Source organism: Bacillus mycoides (assembly GCF_018742245.1).
In the GTDB taxonomy this organism is placed as follows: Bacteria; Bacillota; Bacilli; order Bacillales; family Bacillaceae_G; genus Bacillus_A; species Bacillus_A cereus_U.
Genome location: NZ_CP036132.1, coordinates 3,152,605 through 3,168,539, shown reverse-complemented (window position 1 = coordinate 3,168,539; position 15,935 = coordinate 3,152,605). Strand labels below are relative to the sequence as shown.

Genomic DNA, 15,935 nt, shown 5'->3' with positions numbered 1-15,935 from the left:
TAATATAGGTAATAACTATTTAGTTTGAAAGAAAGGGTGGAGAAAATGAAAAAGAATACATTATTAAAATTAGGGGTATGTGTTAGTTTACTAGGAACAACTCAATTTGTTAGCACAATTTCTTCTGTGAAAGCGGAACAAAAGCTAGAGCAAAAAGTAATAAAGAATGGGACCGGAACTATTTCACTTTCTCAGTTAAACAAAAATGTATGGGTTCATACGGAGTTAGGTTATTTTAACGGAGAAGCAGTTCCTTCGAGTGGTCTAGTTCTTACTACTTCTAAAGGGTTAGTACTTGTCGATTCTTCTTGGGATGATAAGTTAACGAAGGAATTAATAGAGATGGTAGAAAAGAAATTTAAGAAGCGCGTAACGGATGTCATTATTACACATGCGCACGCTGATCGAATTGGCGGAATTAAAACGTTGAAAGAAAGAGGTATTAAAGCGCATAGTACAGCACTAACTGCGGAATTAGCAAAGAAAAATGGATATGATGAGCCGCTTGGAGACTTGCAAACAATTACGAATATGAAGTTTGAAAATATGAAAGTAGAAACGTTCTATCCGGGGAAAGGTCATACAGAAGATAACATTGTTGTATGGTTACCACAATATAAAATTTTAGCCGGAGGCTGTTTAGTGAAATCTGCGGAAGCGAAAGATTTAGGGAATGTTGCTGATGCGTATGTAAATGAATGGTCCATATCGATTGAAAATGTGTTGAACCGATATGGAAATATGAATTCAGTAGTACCTGGTCATGGTGATGTAGGGGACAAAGGATTGCTTTTACATACACTGGATTTGTTGAAATAAGAAACAAAGAATAAAATAATGATGAAGCTTATTGTAGATGTAAGAAATTTTTGGAATAAAAAAGAGAGGAGAAAACAATTTTCTCCTCTCTTTTTTCTAACTATATTGAAATGCTGAAGCTATCGATTACGCCTGCATATGTCACTGAGATTTTAATTCTAAGTATACAAATACCAGTACCGTCATAATTGCTATAACAACGTAAGTAACATCAAGCATTATAAGTGTCTTTAAAGTTTCAGTCATCCTAATTCACCCCTGTTATAAAGATATAACATTATCTCTCTATCAATTAAATAAGAGATCATAAAGATAAAAATGTACATGAAATTTCTTAAGTAGTTTCTATATTAATATATCATAAATTAATGTAAACAATGTTAAGGTAGTGTAAAACTACTGTAAATAAAGGGAGTTCCCATAATAACCTTAAAACATTCTCAACTGATAAAATACGCTATTCTTTCTATTGGATTATAAGAAAGAATAGCGTATTTATATGTGGAATTTTGTGTTTTATAAATCAAAATTATTTACGCAAGAGATTCAAAACGCTTTATCGCCAAATATAGTAAGAAATCTTAGTTTTGTACAATGAGCTAGTAAAAGATTCATTTTTATTTATATATTGTTAGACTTTCTTTAAAGCAATTATTTAGCGATTTGGAAGCATCAACAGAAGTGTACATGCCTATGTATAAATTTTAGAGTGTCAATAAAAATATTATGTCAACAATATGAACTGTCACAAATTTTCATATATTATTGTGATTGATATCACATCCCTTTTTCTCAATGGGCATTATGCTTAGTTTGTAAGGAATGATTGGGAGAGGGTGGGATGATATGTTTTGTTATCAATGTGAACAAACGCCAACAGGCGGATGTAAAGTGATGGGTGTTTGTGGTAAGAATGAAACCATTGCAAGTTTACAAGATACGATTGTGTTTGGATTAAAAGGAATTGCTGCTTATCGTACTCATGCTGCTCAGCTAGGGTATACAGATGCATTTGTAGATGCTACAACTCAAGAAGCGCTATATATGACATTAACAAATTCTAACTTTAATGAACAAGAACATATTGATATGGCTATGAAAGTTGGGAAATCAGCTTTACGGGTGATGGAGTTGTTGGATGAGGCACATACGAATCACTTTGGTGTTCCAGAGCCTGTTCAAATTACACAAAATCATGTAGAAGGTAAGGCAATTGTAGTTACTGGTCATAATTTATTTGCATTAGAGGAACTATTAAAGCAAACAGAAGGAAAAGAAATTAATATTTATACGCATTCTGAAATGTTACCAGCACACGGATATCCACAGCTGAAAAAATATAAACATTTAAAAGGAAACATTGGTAAGGCATGGTACGATCAACGACGCCTTTTTGAAAAATTCACTGGTGCCATATTAGCTACAACGAACTGTGTTATGCCAATTAAAGGATCATACTCTGATCGATTCTTTTCATATGATATTGCAGGCTTAGAGGGCGTACAAAAAATTGAAAATGATGATTTTGCACCATTGATTCAAAAAGCGCTAGAGCTTCCCGAAGTACATATGGAGTCGGATGAACAGTTAGTAACAGGATTTCATCATAATACAGTATTATCATTAGCTCCAGAAATTATTGAGGCAGTAAAGGAAGGGAAAATAAAGCGTTTCTTTGTCATCGCAGGTTGTGATGCACCAGGAAAAGGCGGGGAATACTATCGTGAATTAGCAACGTCACTTCCTCCAGAAACGGTTATTTTAACAACTTCTTGTGGGAAATTCCGCTTTAATGATGTGAATTATGGGGTTGTACCTGGTACGGAGATTCCGCGTTATATTGACTTAGGGCAATGTAATAACTCAATTTCTACAGTGAAAATAGCGGCCGCTTTAGCAGATGCTTTTCAATGTGAAGTAAATGAATTGCCAGTGAGTATTGTCCTATCATGGTTTGAACAAAAAGCAGTTGCCATTTTACTTGGGTTATTTAGTCTTGGTATTCAAGATATTCGCATTGGTCCAAAGGCACCTGAATTTATTTCACCTGGTGTGCTTGATGTATTACAAGAAACATTTGGTTTAAAACTAATTACAACTGCAGCAGAAGATATGAATATGATGTTATCGTAACAAAAAGGATGTCCTATATGTAGAGTTGGCTTTATAAAGAATTTGTATGTATTCGCAAGCTCATGTATTAGATGCACAGGTGCATTAGTAGAAGAACAAAAAAATGATCCGTCTTCTTAATAAGGAGAGCTAGCCACATTCATTAACTTCGGAATATTATAACGCCCAAAACAAAAATGCGGAATTTTTGTTTTGGGGTATTTTCTTTTCTTAGCTGGATAGGTATGTGGTGAGATTTCTTAAGAAGAAAATAGGCAGTATCCAATAGATAATAGCGGATTTAAGAAAAAATTTAAAAATCGAGTTGACATTCTATCTACATAGTCATACAATGTAGTGGTAATAAGTAATACTGAATAGCGTAGTTTTTAAAAATATATTCAGTATCCAATAGGCGAAAGTGGATTTAAGAAAAAATTTAAAAATCGAGTTGACATTCTATCTACTTAGTCATACAATGTACTTGTAATAAGTAATACTGAATAGTGTGGTTTTTCAAAAGCTATTCAGTAAAAATTAGCCTTAGTACTCTGTGATACTGAATATAAGTCAGACAGAATAGGGGGTAAAGGAGGATCAGAACATGGAAAATTTAACTGAAATGCTGAAAGGTTCGCTGGAAGGTTGTGTGCTGGAAATTATCAGCCGCCGTGAGACCTATGGCTATGAGATTACCCGCCACCTGAATGAGCTTGGGTTTACTGAAGTCGTGGAAGGAACGGTCTATACCATCCTTGTGCGATTAGAGAAGAAAAAACTTGTGAATATTGAAAAGAAACCATCAGATATGGGGCCGCCTCGTAAGTTTTATTCACTAAATGAGGATGGCCGTCAGGAGCTTGAATTATTTTGGAGAAAATGGGATTTTGTATCATCAAAAATTAACGTCTTGAAGTCAAACTAGCCTCATAAGATAAAATATTCGGCCGATATTTTGGGAGTTTCTTGTTCTGCTTTATAAAAAAGGAGGAAAAATAATATGTTGGAAATGTTCAAAAAATTAATTGGTGATAAAAAAGAGTACAAAATGATGATGGCACGGGTTGGAGCTCTGCCAGAGGACTACCAATTTGTGTTTAAGAAAATCCAAAACTACATGTGGAATTTCTCAGCGGGCAACGGGATGGATATGCTACACATACAGTATGAATTAATCGATTTGTTTGAAGCCGGTGCGGCGGAAGGCAGACAAGTGCTGGAAATCACTGGGGAGGACGTGGCATCCTTTGCTGACGAACTAGTGGCAAACGCTAAAACTTATGTCTCCAAGTATCGTGAAGATTTGAATGAAAGTATCATGAAGCAATTGAGAAAAAAATAAATGCAAAAGGTAATACCGACTGATTAGCTGGTTACAAATGTGAATTGCCACCATCGCTATTCAGTTATATTTTTAAATCAGTACTAAGTAATACAGAATATCAGTAATACTAAATAGAGGAGTGTAGGCAGTCTAGCTTTACAAAACATTTTTTAAGGAGGAAAAAAGCATGAGCAACACAGCGATTTCTGTAAAAGGGTTAAAAAAATCCTTTAAAGATAAGGAAGTGTTAAAAGGGGTAGATTTTGAAGTGCAGCGTGGCGAGATTTTCGCGCTGCTGGGCTCAAATGGAGCGGGCAAGACGACGACGGTCAATATCCTCTCTACGCTGATGAAGCAAGATGGCGGCGAAGTAGGTGTTTGCGGTTTTGACGTCCAGCGTCAATCGGATCATGTTCGTCAAAGTATCAGTCTGACAGGGCAGTTTGCAGCTTTAGACGGTATGCTCACGGGAAGAGAAAACTTGATAATGATTGCCAATTTGCGTGGAGTTTCTAGTCCTGCTCAAGTCGCTGATAATTTGCTTGCAAGATTTAGCCTGACCGATGCAGCTAACCAGAGGGCAGACCAGTATTCAGGTGGGATGAAGCGCCGGCTTGACATCGCGATGAGTTTGATCGGAACGCCAGCAGTCATTTTTCTCGATGAACCGACGACAGGGCTTGACCCCGAAGCGCGGATTGAAGTGTGGGATACCGTCAAGGAACTTGCCGGCGGTGGCACAACCATCTTGCTGACAACCCAGTACCTGGAGGAAGCCGAACAACTGGCGGACCGTATCGCTATCTTGCATGGCGGAAAAATTATTACGACTGGTACTCTTACTGAACTTAAAGAGATGTTCCCGCCAGCAAAAGTGGAGTATATCGAGAAGCAGCCGACATTGGAAGAAATTTTCCTTGCGATCATCGGCAAAAAGGAGGAGATGTAAATGAAAAGCAAAACAGGGGTATTACTAGGGCGCTTAATGCGCAACATTATGCGGAGTCCAGATACGATTATTACGGTAGCGATTACACCGATTATGATGATGCTGTTGTTTGTCTACGTATTTGGCGGCGCCATAAAGACAGGAACGGATAACTACGTCAATTATTTATTGCCGGGAATCTTGCTGATGGCTATCGCATCCGGTGTCGCTTACACATCCGTGCGGTTGTTTACGGATGTAAAGAGTGGGCTGATGGCACGTTTCATTACAATGCCTATCAAGCGCTCGTCGGTATTATGGGCTCACGTATTAACCTCACTTGTTGCTAATGTACTTACTATCGTGGTGGTTATCCTTGTTGCGCTCTTAATGGGCTTCCGTTCCAGCGCTAATATTCTGGATTGGCTTGCGGTAGCTGGAATACTTGGGATGTTTACGCTGGCGCTAACATGGTTGGCTATCATTCCCGGGTTGACAGCGAAGTCTATGGAAGGGGCTACAGCCTACTCATACCCGCTAATTTTTCTACCCTTTATTAGTTCGGCCTTTGTTCCTACCGAAACGATGCCAAAAATTGTTCGTGCGTTCGCTGAGAACCAGCCTGTAACTTCAATCGTGAATGCGATTCGTGCCCTCTTATATGAAGGGACTGTTGGCAACGATATTTGGATTGCACTTGCTTGGTGCATTGGCATTATGGTTATCGCTTACTTCTTCGCCGGTAAAGCATTTAAACGTCAGTTAGGGTAAGTGCATCATCGGTTCGGTGCCCTATGGTAACTAAATCTTCTGAAATGAAATATATGTTTGGAAAAGTGGATTAAAATCACATTAATCTTAGTTATTGCTATAATTGTTAGTATTTTTACTGGTTATGCAGTTGGTACGTAAGTAGGCTCAGGCGTTGAGAAAAAGCAGACTGAGAGAGTTAAAGGGGAAGAGATAATATGTTGATCGCAATTCTAATCGTCATATAATAAATGCAATTTTTATACATGAAAAGCCCACCTATTTCCGTAGGTGGGCCATATCTTTATTACACAATACGAAAGTATACTCTCTTTTTCTAAATATGAAATTATGCATATTTAGAAAAAACTACACTTAATAAATATTACATATAGTAAATGGAAACTTATGGTGTTATTCTTTTAAAAGGTGTAACATGTCAAACGTTATAGAAGGTGCGCTGGTACTAAGTTAGAGAAGTTCTTTTTTTCTGAAAAATGAATATTAATTCGATATTTGCGATAAATATTCAACTGGATGATTTTATGTTTTCTTAATTTATTCCTTTACATCTACAATGATTATTTATTATAACAGTTTTCGTGTCTAAAATAAGATGTTTCAGCAAAAGGGAATATAACTATCTTTATAATGAGTTCCCAATGTAGTCAACGTTTTAACAAAAAGGATATCTGTATTATTTTCTCCTTTTTGCTAACTAATACAGCTTCAAAAAATAGACACAATTGCTACATACCAATTGTAATTTATTATCTATTCATAATTCTGTTTATTCTGTCTTTCTAAAAATAAAAAAATATTAGACTCGCAAATATAAACGTTATAATGAGGGCGTCGAGAGGTAACCGATTACCTACGGAGAAAATATCAAACATTTTAAAATTGGACAGACTGAAACGATTAATTGCAGAAAGGTGTGTGACCAGAAGGAGAATTTCTTCAAAATAGTTTAGTAGCAGCGGACATCGTATTAGCTGGTGTAAACAATATCATCAATGCTGACGAAGTATAGGGTTGGAGGATAAATGCCTCGCACATTAAGAGAGACAGCTTTAGGTGGAATCGTTTACAATATGGTGCATCAAGTAAGCGATTCATTTTTAAGAATGGTCTATATTCTTAAGCCTAAAAAGAGACGTAAGAATAGGATACAAGGGGGATTTATTATATGAATGGGAATACTGCAAAAAAAATAGAATTTCAAGCTGAAAATACTGCAGTGAAAAATGAGGAATATCTAGATCCTAAAAAGTGGCATAAACAAGATACTACCTGGGCATTGAGCCTTTTTGGAACAGCAATTGGAGCAGGAGTACTCTTTTTACCTATTAATGCAGGTTCAGGTGGTTTATTATCATTACTGTTAATTACGATACTTGCATTTCCTGTTATGTATTACTCACATAGGGCACTTGCTAAAATGATATACGCTTCTAATTCTGCTGATGAGGGGATCACAGGTACAATAAGAGAGTATTTTGGAAATAAGGCAAGTATCATTTTTAACATAGTATATTTCGTTTCAATTTATACGATCGTGCTGATGTATTCGGTTGCACTTACAAATACTGCAAGTAGTTTTATCGTGCATCAATTGCACATGCCGGAGCCTCCAAGGGCCATTTTATCTCTTGTATTAGTGCTCGGCCTTATAGCTATACTAAATTTTGGTCAAGATATCATTGTAAAGATAATGAGCATGCTAGTATATCCTTTTATCGTGTCTTTACTTTTTATCTCAATATCTTTAATTCCACAGTGGAATACGTCAATGCTCAGTTTTTCAAGTGTTTCTACTGCTTCAACAGGGACAGGGTATTTTGGAGTGATATTGATGATACTACCAATCATAGTATTCTCATTTAATCATTCTCCTCTTATTTCGTCATTTGTTATGAAACAGAGAGCTACCTATGGAATAGAAGCTACTGATGCCAAATGTGCTCAAATACAAAAAGTTTGTTATATTATGACATTCGTAGTAGTTATGTTCTTTGTTTGGAGTAGTGCACTGAGTTTAACTCCAAAAGATCTTATGATGGCTAAAGAACAAAACTTATCAATTCTATCGTATCTTGCTAATGAGCTTAATTCACCAGTAATCACTATTGCAGCTCCTATCATTGCTTTTGTGGCTATAACTAAGTCTTTCCTTGGCCATTATATAGGGGCATATGAGGTAATGCGTGACGTAATTATCAAGTTTGGTAAAACACGCGGAAAAGCTATCGAAGAAAAAACAGTTAAGACAATGATTCTTGCTTTTGTCGTATTAACATGTTGGTATGTTGCTTATGCAAATCCAAGTATTCTTGGAATCATTGATGCCCTTAGCGGTCCGTTAGTTGCCGCGATCTTATGTCTATTACCAATGTATGCGATTCGTAAAGTACCAGTACTGGCTAAATACAGAGGGAAAATGAGCAATGTATTTGTCATTATTGTAGGTATACTTACTGTCCTAGCAAGTATTAAGTCATTATTCTAATTCGCTATTGTTAGTTCAAGTGCTAAAATAGTGGGATTTGAAAAAAGAATGAAAGAGATTATGGATAAGATAAATCCACATTAGAATATTAAACAAGTAATTTAGTGAGGGTTAAAATCTAATATAAAAAGACATGAACAAAGATTTAATATAGGGTAAATAGTATAATAAAATAAAACCAGACCTTATATTAAGAGGATTTGAGTTTGATTATATATAATCAAACTTTATAATCAAACTTTTATTTGTTATAAAAATACATCCATTAAATCTTTATTGAGATAATGGATGTATTTTTTATTGTGGTCTTTTAATAAAGATTGATAATTTATAATTAAGTTCTATCATTTATAAAAAAGTTTGATAAAAAACCTGTATGGAATGCAGTTTTCTTATTCAACAATCGGGCCAGATTGTTGAATAACAGTCTTTTAAGAAATGTTATCTAACGACGCTTGTGCAAAAATAATATTGTTGTTTAATTTACAATAAAGTCATTTGAAAAATAATATTAGTTGTTTAAAAATCCTTATTCCATGAACGGAGCAGGTTAGTGGAAGCAATAGTAATTAGGTTTGACTGGGAAAATTGTCGATGATATTAAAAAAGACACCGAAGTGTCTTATGTTTTTCAAATTAAGCATACCGATAAATTGAAATTTAATTACTTAACATTATGTTTATCTTGGGAGCTAGGTATTTTATCGGTGAGTGTATACAAACCATGTAATGCTTGCTGTTAATAATGCTGACGAAATCAAAGCTGTAAGAACACTATATGTTTGCCAAATAAGTATCGTTGACCAATCGAAAGCACAGCACAGTATACCCAGGGCAATCGTAGCGATCAGGAAAATAACTGTTACGATTATTCTCTTTTTTGTCATTGGCTGCCGCTCATTCGTTTTCCTTCTGCGTAATCCTAAGAGAAATAGGAGAACGGCCAATAGGCAAAGAATAATAGTGATAGACGACAAAATGATATCCAAAAGCTGTGTGCCGCTTATTTCATATGACTGAGTTAGATTGCCGTCTAGTATATCTTTAACTTTTAGTACCAGGTTTATATTGGTATTTGCGCCGTTGCTCAGCAAGCAGACGGCTGTTCGTTCATTTAGCAGTATGACTACTTCGGTTCTGAAATTTGGATTGCCCCCAGTGTGTTCTATAATCGTTTGGTCGGCGTTTACCGACCAGCCTGCCGCATAATACATATCGTTGACAGCCGAAACAGACATATCACCCCTATGTGATTTTTCGATAACCGTGTGAAATATTTCGGGTATGTCCTGCACAATACCCATCTGTATGCCCATCCAACGCGCCATATCTTTTGTATTAGAAATGATGTAGCCTGCGGGCTTATTCCCAGCATAATCCGGAGCTTTAAATGGAGTTGTCATAAAAAAGGAAGAACGGTAGCCCTGTGCCAACTGTCCAGTGGCTTGAGCATCTTCTTTATAAACATACGTCTGGTGAAGACCTAACGGCTGAAATACCTGTTCCCTCATAAAGTCTTCATAGCTTTGTCGCGACACAATCTCAATAACCAAACCCAATACGTCATAATTAACGGTTCCATAGTTATACTGTTCACCGGGAGGGAACGCCAATTCAGTATCTACGAGCATTTCCACAGTCTTTTGCAACATATCCGGTGTATTGCCTTGTGGAATATTTTGAGTATGCCTAATATTTGTTAGACCACTGGTATGGTGAAGAAAGTTATTTAGTGTAAGGCTTTGCATATCAACAGGTTTCCCTTGATACTTTAACGTAAACCAAGGTAAATATTTTTGGACAGGGTCATTCATTGAGAGCAGCCCTTGCTCTTCCAACAGCATAATACCCATACCGGTAAAAGCTTTACTGACCGAGGCTAACTCATAGAGTGTATTTTCACTTGCAGACAACCCCTTTTCACGGTCAGCATACCCTGAAGAAAAGTAGAACACTTCATCATCAGCAAGTATTGAGATTGACATTGCCGGCACACCTGATATACGAGAGGCATCATCTAGCAACGCTTGTATTGCCGCAGATTTCGAATCAGACAACGCATAACTTTGTGTTGCGAATCCTGAGAATAATATAAATATCGTTAATACAAAAACAATAATCTTTTTCATAAACTCTCCTTTTTGAAAAATTATAATAGAATAATATAAATAACCTACTTTTACAACTACTAAACTAAATTTTAATTTATCTTTCTATTCACCTATATAATATCAAGTAATTGTGAAGAGTTAAACTTAACGAACAGATGCGTTAGTTCAATAAGAAAAACGATCTTCAACAATCGGGCGCGTTTATGAAGTAACGCTGTTGAATATGATCATACTTTTTTATAATAAGCAAACTAAAAAATGCTAAAGAAGCATCCATTTTGATTAATCTTTTTTCAAAATGGATGCTTCTTATTAATCTTAGTGTAAGGATTTACGAGGTGTTTTTGTTCAAACTTTATTTTAAAGCTACATTTATATTTCATTAAGAATTTTTTGTATGGCAGTTACATATCCTGCCTTATATACCTGAATGCCGTTTTCTTTTACTCTGCCATAATTATCGGTAGTCCATCCCTGATGGTTCATAAATTCGTTTGATATGGCATTTCTCATTGCATCTATTTCAGTATCTGTCAGATTATAAGAAGGCTCGACTATAACGACATCCTTATTTTTGCTTAGATCGTTTATAGGACGCATATCAATCGTAAAAGTTGTTTGTTCTTTAAGCAGAGAGTTTTCTCTTTTGAGCTTTTTATTCTCTGCCATAAGCATACCAACCAATGCTTTGGTTGTTGGTTCGGAGATACTTGCTAAGATATCATCGTTTACGGTTGTTCTCTTTTCTTTTTTAGGCTTTTTAGTGGTAGTTTTATAGTATTCAGCCCACTGGCTTATCAAAACTCTGTAATCCTCGGCATTTTTGTTTCTAAGTGCTTGTTCACTTGGACCGCCATCATCTGCTATCAGTCTGGCTATGGTGCCAATGGAAAAATCTTTTATGTCAGACTCGGACTGTTTTTTACAGGCATTATTTATGAGTTCTAATGTTTTCTTTTTCCTTGTAGAAGCGTTCTCGTAAAACTTTAAGAACAGTTCATCTGGATGCATTTCCATCATATATCCTCCAATACATAAATTATTCTTAATCAATAGTAGAACTATCTATATTGGTAATAAATTACCGTTTAAAGTCACAGATTTAAGTTGATTAACAAACTCATTCTCAAACCCGATTTCTTCAAGTTTCTTACGCCCGATTGCATAAGGAATGGCATCTTTTAAACTACCTGCACGATTAATCAAAAGCCTCATGAATTGATTTCCTGCTATGAGCTGTTCTTCTTCTGTTAATGAGAACATAACGGGCATTTTATTGTTATTTTTTAATGTTAGATCTATGATTTGAGACCTTTGAAGAACTACCTTGCTTGCATCTGTTTCAGGAAACAGTTCCGCCCCATTACAGATGATTTGAAGCTGTTCAAGTTCATGTTCAACGTTGTCAATAGAAATTCCAACATCCGATATAGAACCTACGGTAACAAGCTGAAATCCATCATCAGAAGATGTTTCTTTGATTAACTTCATGCACTTATCAATAAGGCGAAGAGTGGCATTATAATCGTTTGCTAGCTTATCATTCTTCTGTATCTCCTGTGTATATAATTGCTCATATTTAAGCAATTCATGATGTTTTGTAAATATGGTTCCATTAAGTTCACATTCATATTTTTCATTTTCTAAAAGTTCTATATCATGCTGATATTTAATCACTCGTTTTCCTGTTTCGCCCATATTGTAGCCTATGGTATTAAAATGATGCACTAAGCCAGGAAGAAAAGCAGGACTAGTTACGAACCATCTACATCTGACACAGTTCTGCTCTGGAAAACCCGGAACAACACCATAAGTGATTTTATCCGTATCATCATTAACATATGTGCCACCTGAATCGCATCCAAAACAGCCTTTAGGACAAATTCCTTTATCACTTATAATAATACTTGCACCTGATTTTTGAGCGTTGATTACTGCCTGATAAGCTATTGGATCATTGGCAGCTACACTTGTTTCTAACTGTTCATACTTTGCATCTCTAATAAATCTATCAAAAGCTTCTTTATCATTTTCAAGAATGCTCTTTTCAGCCTGATTCATTGTATCTGTAACATATGAAATACCTGCTTTTGTATAATAAAGAGTCATAATGAGTCTTGCGTGACCTGCGATAGCCTTTGAAAGAATAGGCATTGGAACTCCACCTTCAAGAGCATAGGCAGTTATAAGTGATACTCTGAGTGAATGAAGGGGATAATAAGTCATATCTCCACGGTCTGGACGCACAAATTTTAATGTTCTTTCTTCTTCGGATGCTGTATTTTCTTTAAGTTGAACCTCAAGCTGTTTAAGTGTCTTATACCAAAAAGAATCCGGTCCATGTACTCCTATTGGCAAGTGTTCCTGTCCTATTGAAGTAGGATTTCTGAAAAGAAATGTGATTTCCCCCATTTGTTTTAAAATCCTTACATCTTTTATCTGTCCTAAGTGGTTTCTTTTCATGTCTGCCCATTTTGCAGGTTGAGAAATAGGATTGTACTTCATCTGCCAATCCCTAAGTTTTGCAAGCCAGTATTGTGCTTCTTCGTACTGCCAAGGAATGTCATAACCTTTATCGGATTCCTCTTTGTTGATGTCTGCTGTTTTATTCGTGTTGATAAAAAAACCTGTCATTTCAAGCTGCGTTGTTTTGTCTTTGAATTTACGAAGAACTCCTCTTTCAAAAGGATTTCTTTTTGTACCCTGACTTAAATGTGAATCATTCTTAATCCATTCTCCAGCCACATTTCGCATAGACTGCACATACTTATAAGTATCCATTTCTCCACTGTCAAGCATACGCACCTGATAAGTTCTCAAAGGAAGAAGGAGTTTTGTCAAAAGCAACACAGTAGTCCCCGGAAACCACATCTCATATACTTCTTCAGAAAGTCCTTTTCTTCTCTGGTCATACTTGGAAGTTTTTCTGAATCTGTAAACACAGTCTGTGTCATTTTTATCAATAACAGACTTATCAACAATGAACCAATCACCACCTGCTCTACTTGAATCGCTTGCACTTTGTGCAAATTTCAAGTCTCTAAAGCAGGTTGCATTTGGAGGACAGAGTATATTACGAAGGTCTTTTATGTACCTATAAGGCAGAACATTCTTATCTGATTCATTACGTTGCGATGATTTTACATAGTCTGGTAAGTATTTTGTTAGAGGATTTTTAAATTCTGCTGGAATAAGTTTGTTTCCTAAATCATCTTCAACCGAAAACTTCTCCTCAATAATCCAGTCAACAAATTCAACATTCTTTTTTGCTTCAACTAAAGCAAGGGATTGTGAGCCTCTTTCTGCATAAATAATTTCGTAAAAATCTGGGGTGTCATATTCTATTGAAATGAACTCCTGCGCAGACCTAGTGATGTTATAGGGAATAACATATTTTTTAAAGAAGTTTGATAGAGATTTAAGTGTTAAGGATTTGTTTCTTACAACCGTTTTTACCCATTCCGATGCATATTCATTCCATTGCTGTAAATCAGAATCATATTCTAAAAGCCATTCGAGGTTTTCACTCTTAGTCGTTCCATGAAACCTTAACTCAAGTTCTCTTTTCTTGGCTTTTTCCTTTAACTGTTCAAGCCTCAGATTTTCTTTTGGCGATAATGCATTATCACCAAAAGCTCCGTTTTTAATGAAATCTCGGAGCCAGTTCAGAACAGTAGTATGTTTAACACCATATTCTAGCTCAATATCATTTGATGATTTGCCTTTGCAAAGTTCTTCAATCATTTTATACTTAAAAAAATTATCATAACTTTTTCTTCCCATTTATTTTCTCCTATATCTGTATCTGTTCTGCTGTTTAGTTTCTTCATTCATCCATGCATCAATCTCAGTCTGCATTGGAAGTACACAACCATTATCCAAAGATGCAGTGGCATTATTTAGTGAAGCTGTAACATCTGCAACTGTTGGCTCTGTGTATACGTTCTGAGACTCTATGGATTTGTGGTGCATGGAAATTTGTTTGATGCCGTCAGGTATATTGGCATTTTTAAGTCTTTGACCATATGCGTGTCTATGTCCGTGTGGAGTAGTGCCATCTTTCTTTCCGACTGTCAAACCAATCTTTTCAACCGCTTTTTCGTGAGACTCCCTCTGAGTCCTAAGTGGCATCATTTCTCCTAGTGTTTTAGGCGAATGTGAGACAAAGGCAAATGGGTGAGTATCCTTAATTCCACCTCTTAACCTTTTTACCATATACATTTTCCATACATACATAAAGATGTATCCCCATTCCTTTGACAACCAGTAAACATGCATGTATTTATCTTCATCGTTATCAAGTCTTGGCTCTTTCCACCCTGCAAATCGTTTGTCCTGTGCGGAATACATATTGCGTGGAAGTAAACCATATTTTAACAACAGATAGCTTTCTCTGTCTGTTATATATTTACCAGTAGTAGGGTTCTTGAAATCCTGCGGGGCTCTTCCTTCGCTTGGATGATAGATTCGTACCACAGCAAGATTTGGGTCTTCATGGTCAAGGAATACGTCCTGTACCCATAAATGAAATACTTCACTATGCCTAAGTCCACCGCCATGCATCAGTATAGTAATGGCAATATCACGCCAGTTATAACGGTCAACAAGGTCTAATTCATAGTTCTTTCTTGTATTCTTAAACCCTTCCCATAGGAGCTCATGTATTTTATTTTCGGGGAAGGCTTTTGTATCTCCTTTTGATGAGTATGGTTTTCTTCTTCTAACAGCATTGCGAGCTAACTTTGCAGTTTCAGAGATTTCATGAACATCATTTAAATGTCCTAGAAATGAGTTCTGACTTTTGTTTATCTGTGCCATCCAGTTAAGTCGTTCTTCGTATCTTGTGGCTTTTCTCCAAGGGTTTAATTGAACAGCTCCATATTCTTCATATAACCAATCTGATAACCCATTTAAAGCAGATAAAAGCATATTTGCTGTTTCAACTCTTTTAGGTAACCAATAAAGCCCCGAAGGGTCTAAACCTTCTTCATTTATTGTTCCTGAATAAACAGACTCCGTAAATGTATCAAAGAATTCTTTTGGAGAAGAATAATATTTCTGATTAGCTTCCATATAATCAAGCAATAGTCCAACAGCTTGTACTAACTTCTTATGCCAAGTTCTGCTTTTACTACGATTCTTTATTTGATATCTGTGTAATTGTTCAAAAAGCATTGTTTCTCCATTATACTCAACTAGAAGAGTAGGAAAGTCTATACTCCTTCCTGTATTATCCCTATATGTTTTTGAAGATACCTGAACATATCTCATATATAACCTCCTATACCTACATTTTGATTATTATATTACATATAATACCATAGATATTTAAATGTAACTGCAATAAAAAAGGCACTACATCATTAAAATGTAATACCTTTT

11 protein-coding genes and 2 pseudogenes are annotated in these 15,935 nt (G+C 35.9%); 9 read left to right on the top strand and 4 right to left on the bottom strand.

Annotated features, from left to right (window positions below; all coding sequences use genetic code 11):
• Window positions 1-45 precede the first annotated feature (45 nt).
• The 9 genes and pseudogenes from bla2 to EXW56_RS16210 all read left to right on the top strand — a co-directional run bounded on the left by bla2 (window position 46) and on the right by EXW56_RS16210 (window position 8,442).
• Window positions 46-819: a BcII family subclass B1 metallo-beta-lactamase gene (bla2, locus tag EXW56_RS16240; RefSeq protein ID WP_215596770.1), complete on the top strand. Its 774-nt coding sequence runs from the start codon at window positions 46-48 to the stop codon at window positions 817-819.
• Between the two features lie 846 nt (window positions 820-1,665).
• The gene (gene hcp, locus EXW56_RS16235; protein WP_199661485.1) at window positions 1,666-2,952 is read left to right on the top strand and encodes a hydroxylamine reductase; all 1,287 of its coding nucleotides are present in this window, start codon (window positions 1,666-1,668) and stop codon (window positions 2,950-2,952) included.
• A gap of 583 nt (window positions 2,953-3,535) precedes the next feature.
• Window positions 3,536-3,856 carry a PadR family transcriptional regulator gene (locus EXW56_RS16230; protein WP_002128372.1) on the top strand — a complete coding sequence of 107 codons (321 nt, stop codon included), beginning with the start codon at window positions 3,536-3,538 and terminating at the stop codon, window positions 3,854-3,856.
• Window positions 3,857-3,931: 75 nt separating this feature from the next.
• Window positions 3,932-4,273, top strand: coding sequence for a DUF1048 domain-containing protein (locus EXW56_RS16225; RefSeq protein WP_002014108.1), 342 nt, complete (start codon window positions 3,932-3,934; stop codon window positions 4,271-4,273).
• 169 nt (window positions 4,274-4,442) lie between these two features.
• The gene (locus EXW56_RS16220; RefSeq protein WP_002161044.1) at window positions 4,443-5,204 is read left to right on the top strand and encodes an ABC transporter ATP-binding protein; all 762 of its coding nucleotides are present in this window, start codon (window positions 4,443-4,445) and stop codon (window positions 5,202-5,204) included.
• On the top strand, window positions 5,205-5,954 hold the full coding sequence (locus EXW56_RS16215; RefSeq protein ID WP_070170455.1) for an ABC transporter permease: 750 nt from the start codon (window positions 5,205-5,207) through the stop codon (window positions 5,952-5,954).
• Window positions 5,955-6,011: 57 nt separating this feature from the next.
• Window positions 6,012-6,207 (top strand): annotated as a pseudogene (locus EXW56_RS28120) (PRK06770 family protein); the annotation flags it as partial.
• 611 nt (window positions 6,208-6,818) lie between these two features.
• Window positions 6,819-6,976: pseudogene (locus EXW56_RS27710) on the top strand (L-serine ammonia-lyase, iron-sulfur-dependent, subunit alpha); the annotation flags it as partial.
• A 146-nt stretch (window positions 6,977-7,122) separates the two neighbouring features.
• Entirely contained in the window at window positions 7,123-8,442 is a 1,320-nt protein-coding gene (locus EXW56_RS16210) for an aromatic amino acid transport family protein (protein WP_002199812.1), read from the top strand.
• A gap of 701 nt (window positions 8,443-9,143) precedes the next feature.
• On the opposite strand, the gene EXW56_RS16205 is transcribed toward EXW56_RS16210, so the two are convergent.
• The 4 genes from EXW56_RS16205 to gmtY all read right to left on the bottom strand — a co-directional run bounded on the left by EXW56_RS16205 (window position 9,144) and on the right by gmtY (window position 15,824).
• Window positions 9,144-10,571: a serine hydrolase domain-containing protein gene (locus EXW56_RS16205; protein WP_215569007.1), complete on the bottom strand. Its 1,428-nt coding sequence runs from the start codon at window positions 10,569-10,571 to the stop codon at window positions 9,144-9,146.
• Between the two features lie 354 nt (window positions 10,572-10,925).
• Window positions 10,926-11,570 carry a gamma-mobile-trio protein GmtX gene (gene gmtX, locus EXW56_RS16200; RefSeq protein WP_215596769.1) on the bottom strand — a complete coding sequence of 215 codons (645 nt, stop codon included), beginning with the start codon at window positions 11,568-11,570 and terminating at the stop codon, window positions 10,926-10,928.
• 48 nt (window positions 11,571-11,618) lie between these two features.
• Window positions 11,619-14,336: a gamma-mobile-trio integrase GmtZ gene (gene gmtZ / locus EXW56_RS16195; RefSeq protein WP_215596768.1), complete on the bottom strand. Its 2,718-nt coding sequence runs from the start codon at window positions 14,334-14,336 to the stop codon at window positions 11,619-11,621.
• Window positions 14,337-15,824, bottom strand: a complete 1,488-nt coding sequence (gene gmtY / locus EXW56_RS16190) for a gamma-mobile-trio recombinase GmtY (protein WP_215569004.1) — start codon at window positions 15,822-15,824, stop codon at window positions 14,337-14,339.
• Window positions 15,825-15,935: the final 111 nt, after the last annotated feature.

What these genes read in the sequence shown, in the direction of transcription:
- bla2 (WP_215596770.1), top strand. Translation starts at nt 46, where the DNA reads ATGAAAAAGAATACATTATTAAAATTAGGGGTATGTGTTAGTTTACTA.
- hcp (WP_199661485.1), top strand. Translation starts at nt 1,666, where the DNA reads ATGTTTTGTTATCAATGTGAACAAACGCCAACAGGCGGATGTAAAGTG.
- EXW56_RS16230 (WP_002128372.1), top strand. Translation starts at nt 3,536, where the DNA reads ATGGAAAATTTAACTGAAATGCTGAAAGGTTCGCTGGAAGGTTGTGTG.
- gmtZ (WP_215596768.1), bottom strand. Translation starts at nt 14,336, where the DNA reads ATGGGAAGAAAAAGTTATGATAATTTTTTTAAGTATAAAATGATTGAA.
- EXW56_RS16210 (WP_002199812.1), top strand. Translation starts at nt 7,123, where the DNA reads ATGAATGGGAATACTGCAAAAAAAATAGAATTTCAAGCTGAAAATACT.
- EXW56_RS16225 (WP_002014108.1), top strand. Translation starts at nt 3,932, where the DNA reads ATGTTGGAAATGTTCAAAAAATTAATTGGTGATAAAAAAGAGTACAAA.
- gmtX (WP_215596769.1), bottom strand. Translation starts at nt 11,570, where the DNA reads ATGGAAATGCATCCAGATGAACTGTTCTTAAAGTTTTACGAGAACGCT.
- EXW56_RS16215 (WP_070170455.1), top strand. Translation starts at nt 5,205, where the DNA reads ATGAAAAGCAAAACAGGGGTATTACTAGGGCGCTTAATGCGCAACATT.
- gmtY (WP_215569004.1), bottom strand. Translation starts at nt 15,824, where the DNA reads ATGAGATATGTTCAGGTATCTTCAAAAACATATAGGGATAATACAGGA.
- EXW56_RS16220 (WP_002161044.1), top strand. Translation starts at nt 4,443, where the DNA reads ATGAGCAACACAGCGATTTCTGTAAAAGGGTTAAAAAAATCCTTTAAA.
- EXW56_RS16205 (WP_215569007.1), bottom strand. Translation starts at nt 10,571, where the DNA reads ATGAAAAAGATTATTGTTTTTGTATTAACGATATTTATATTATTCTCA.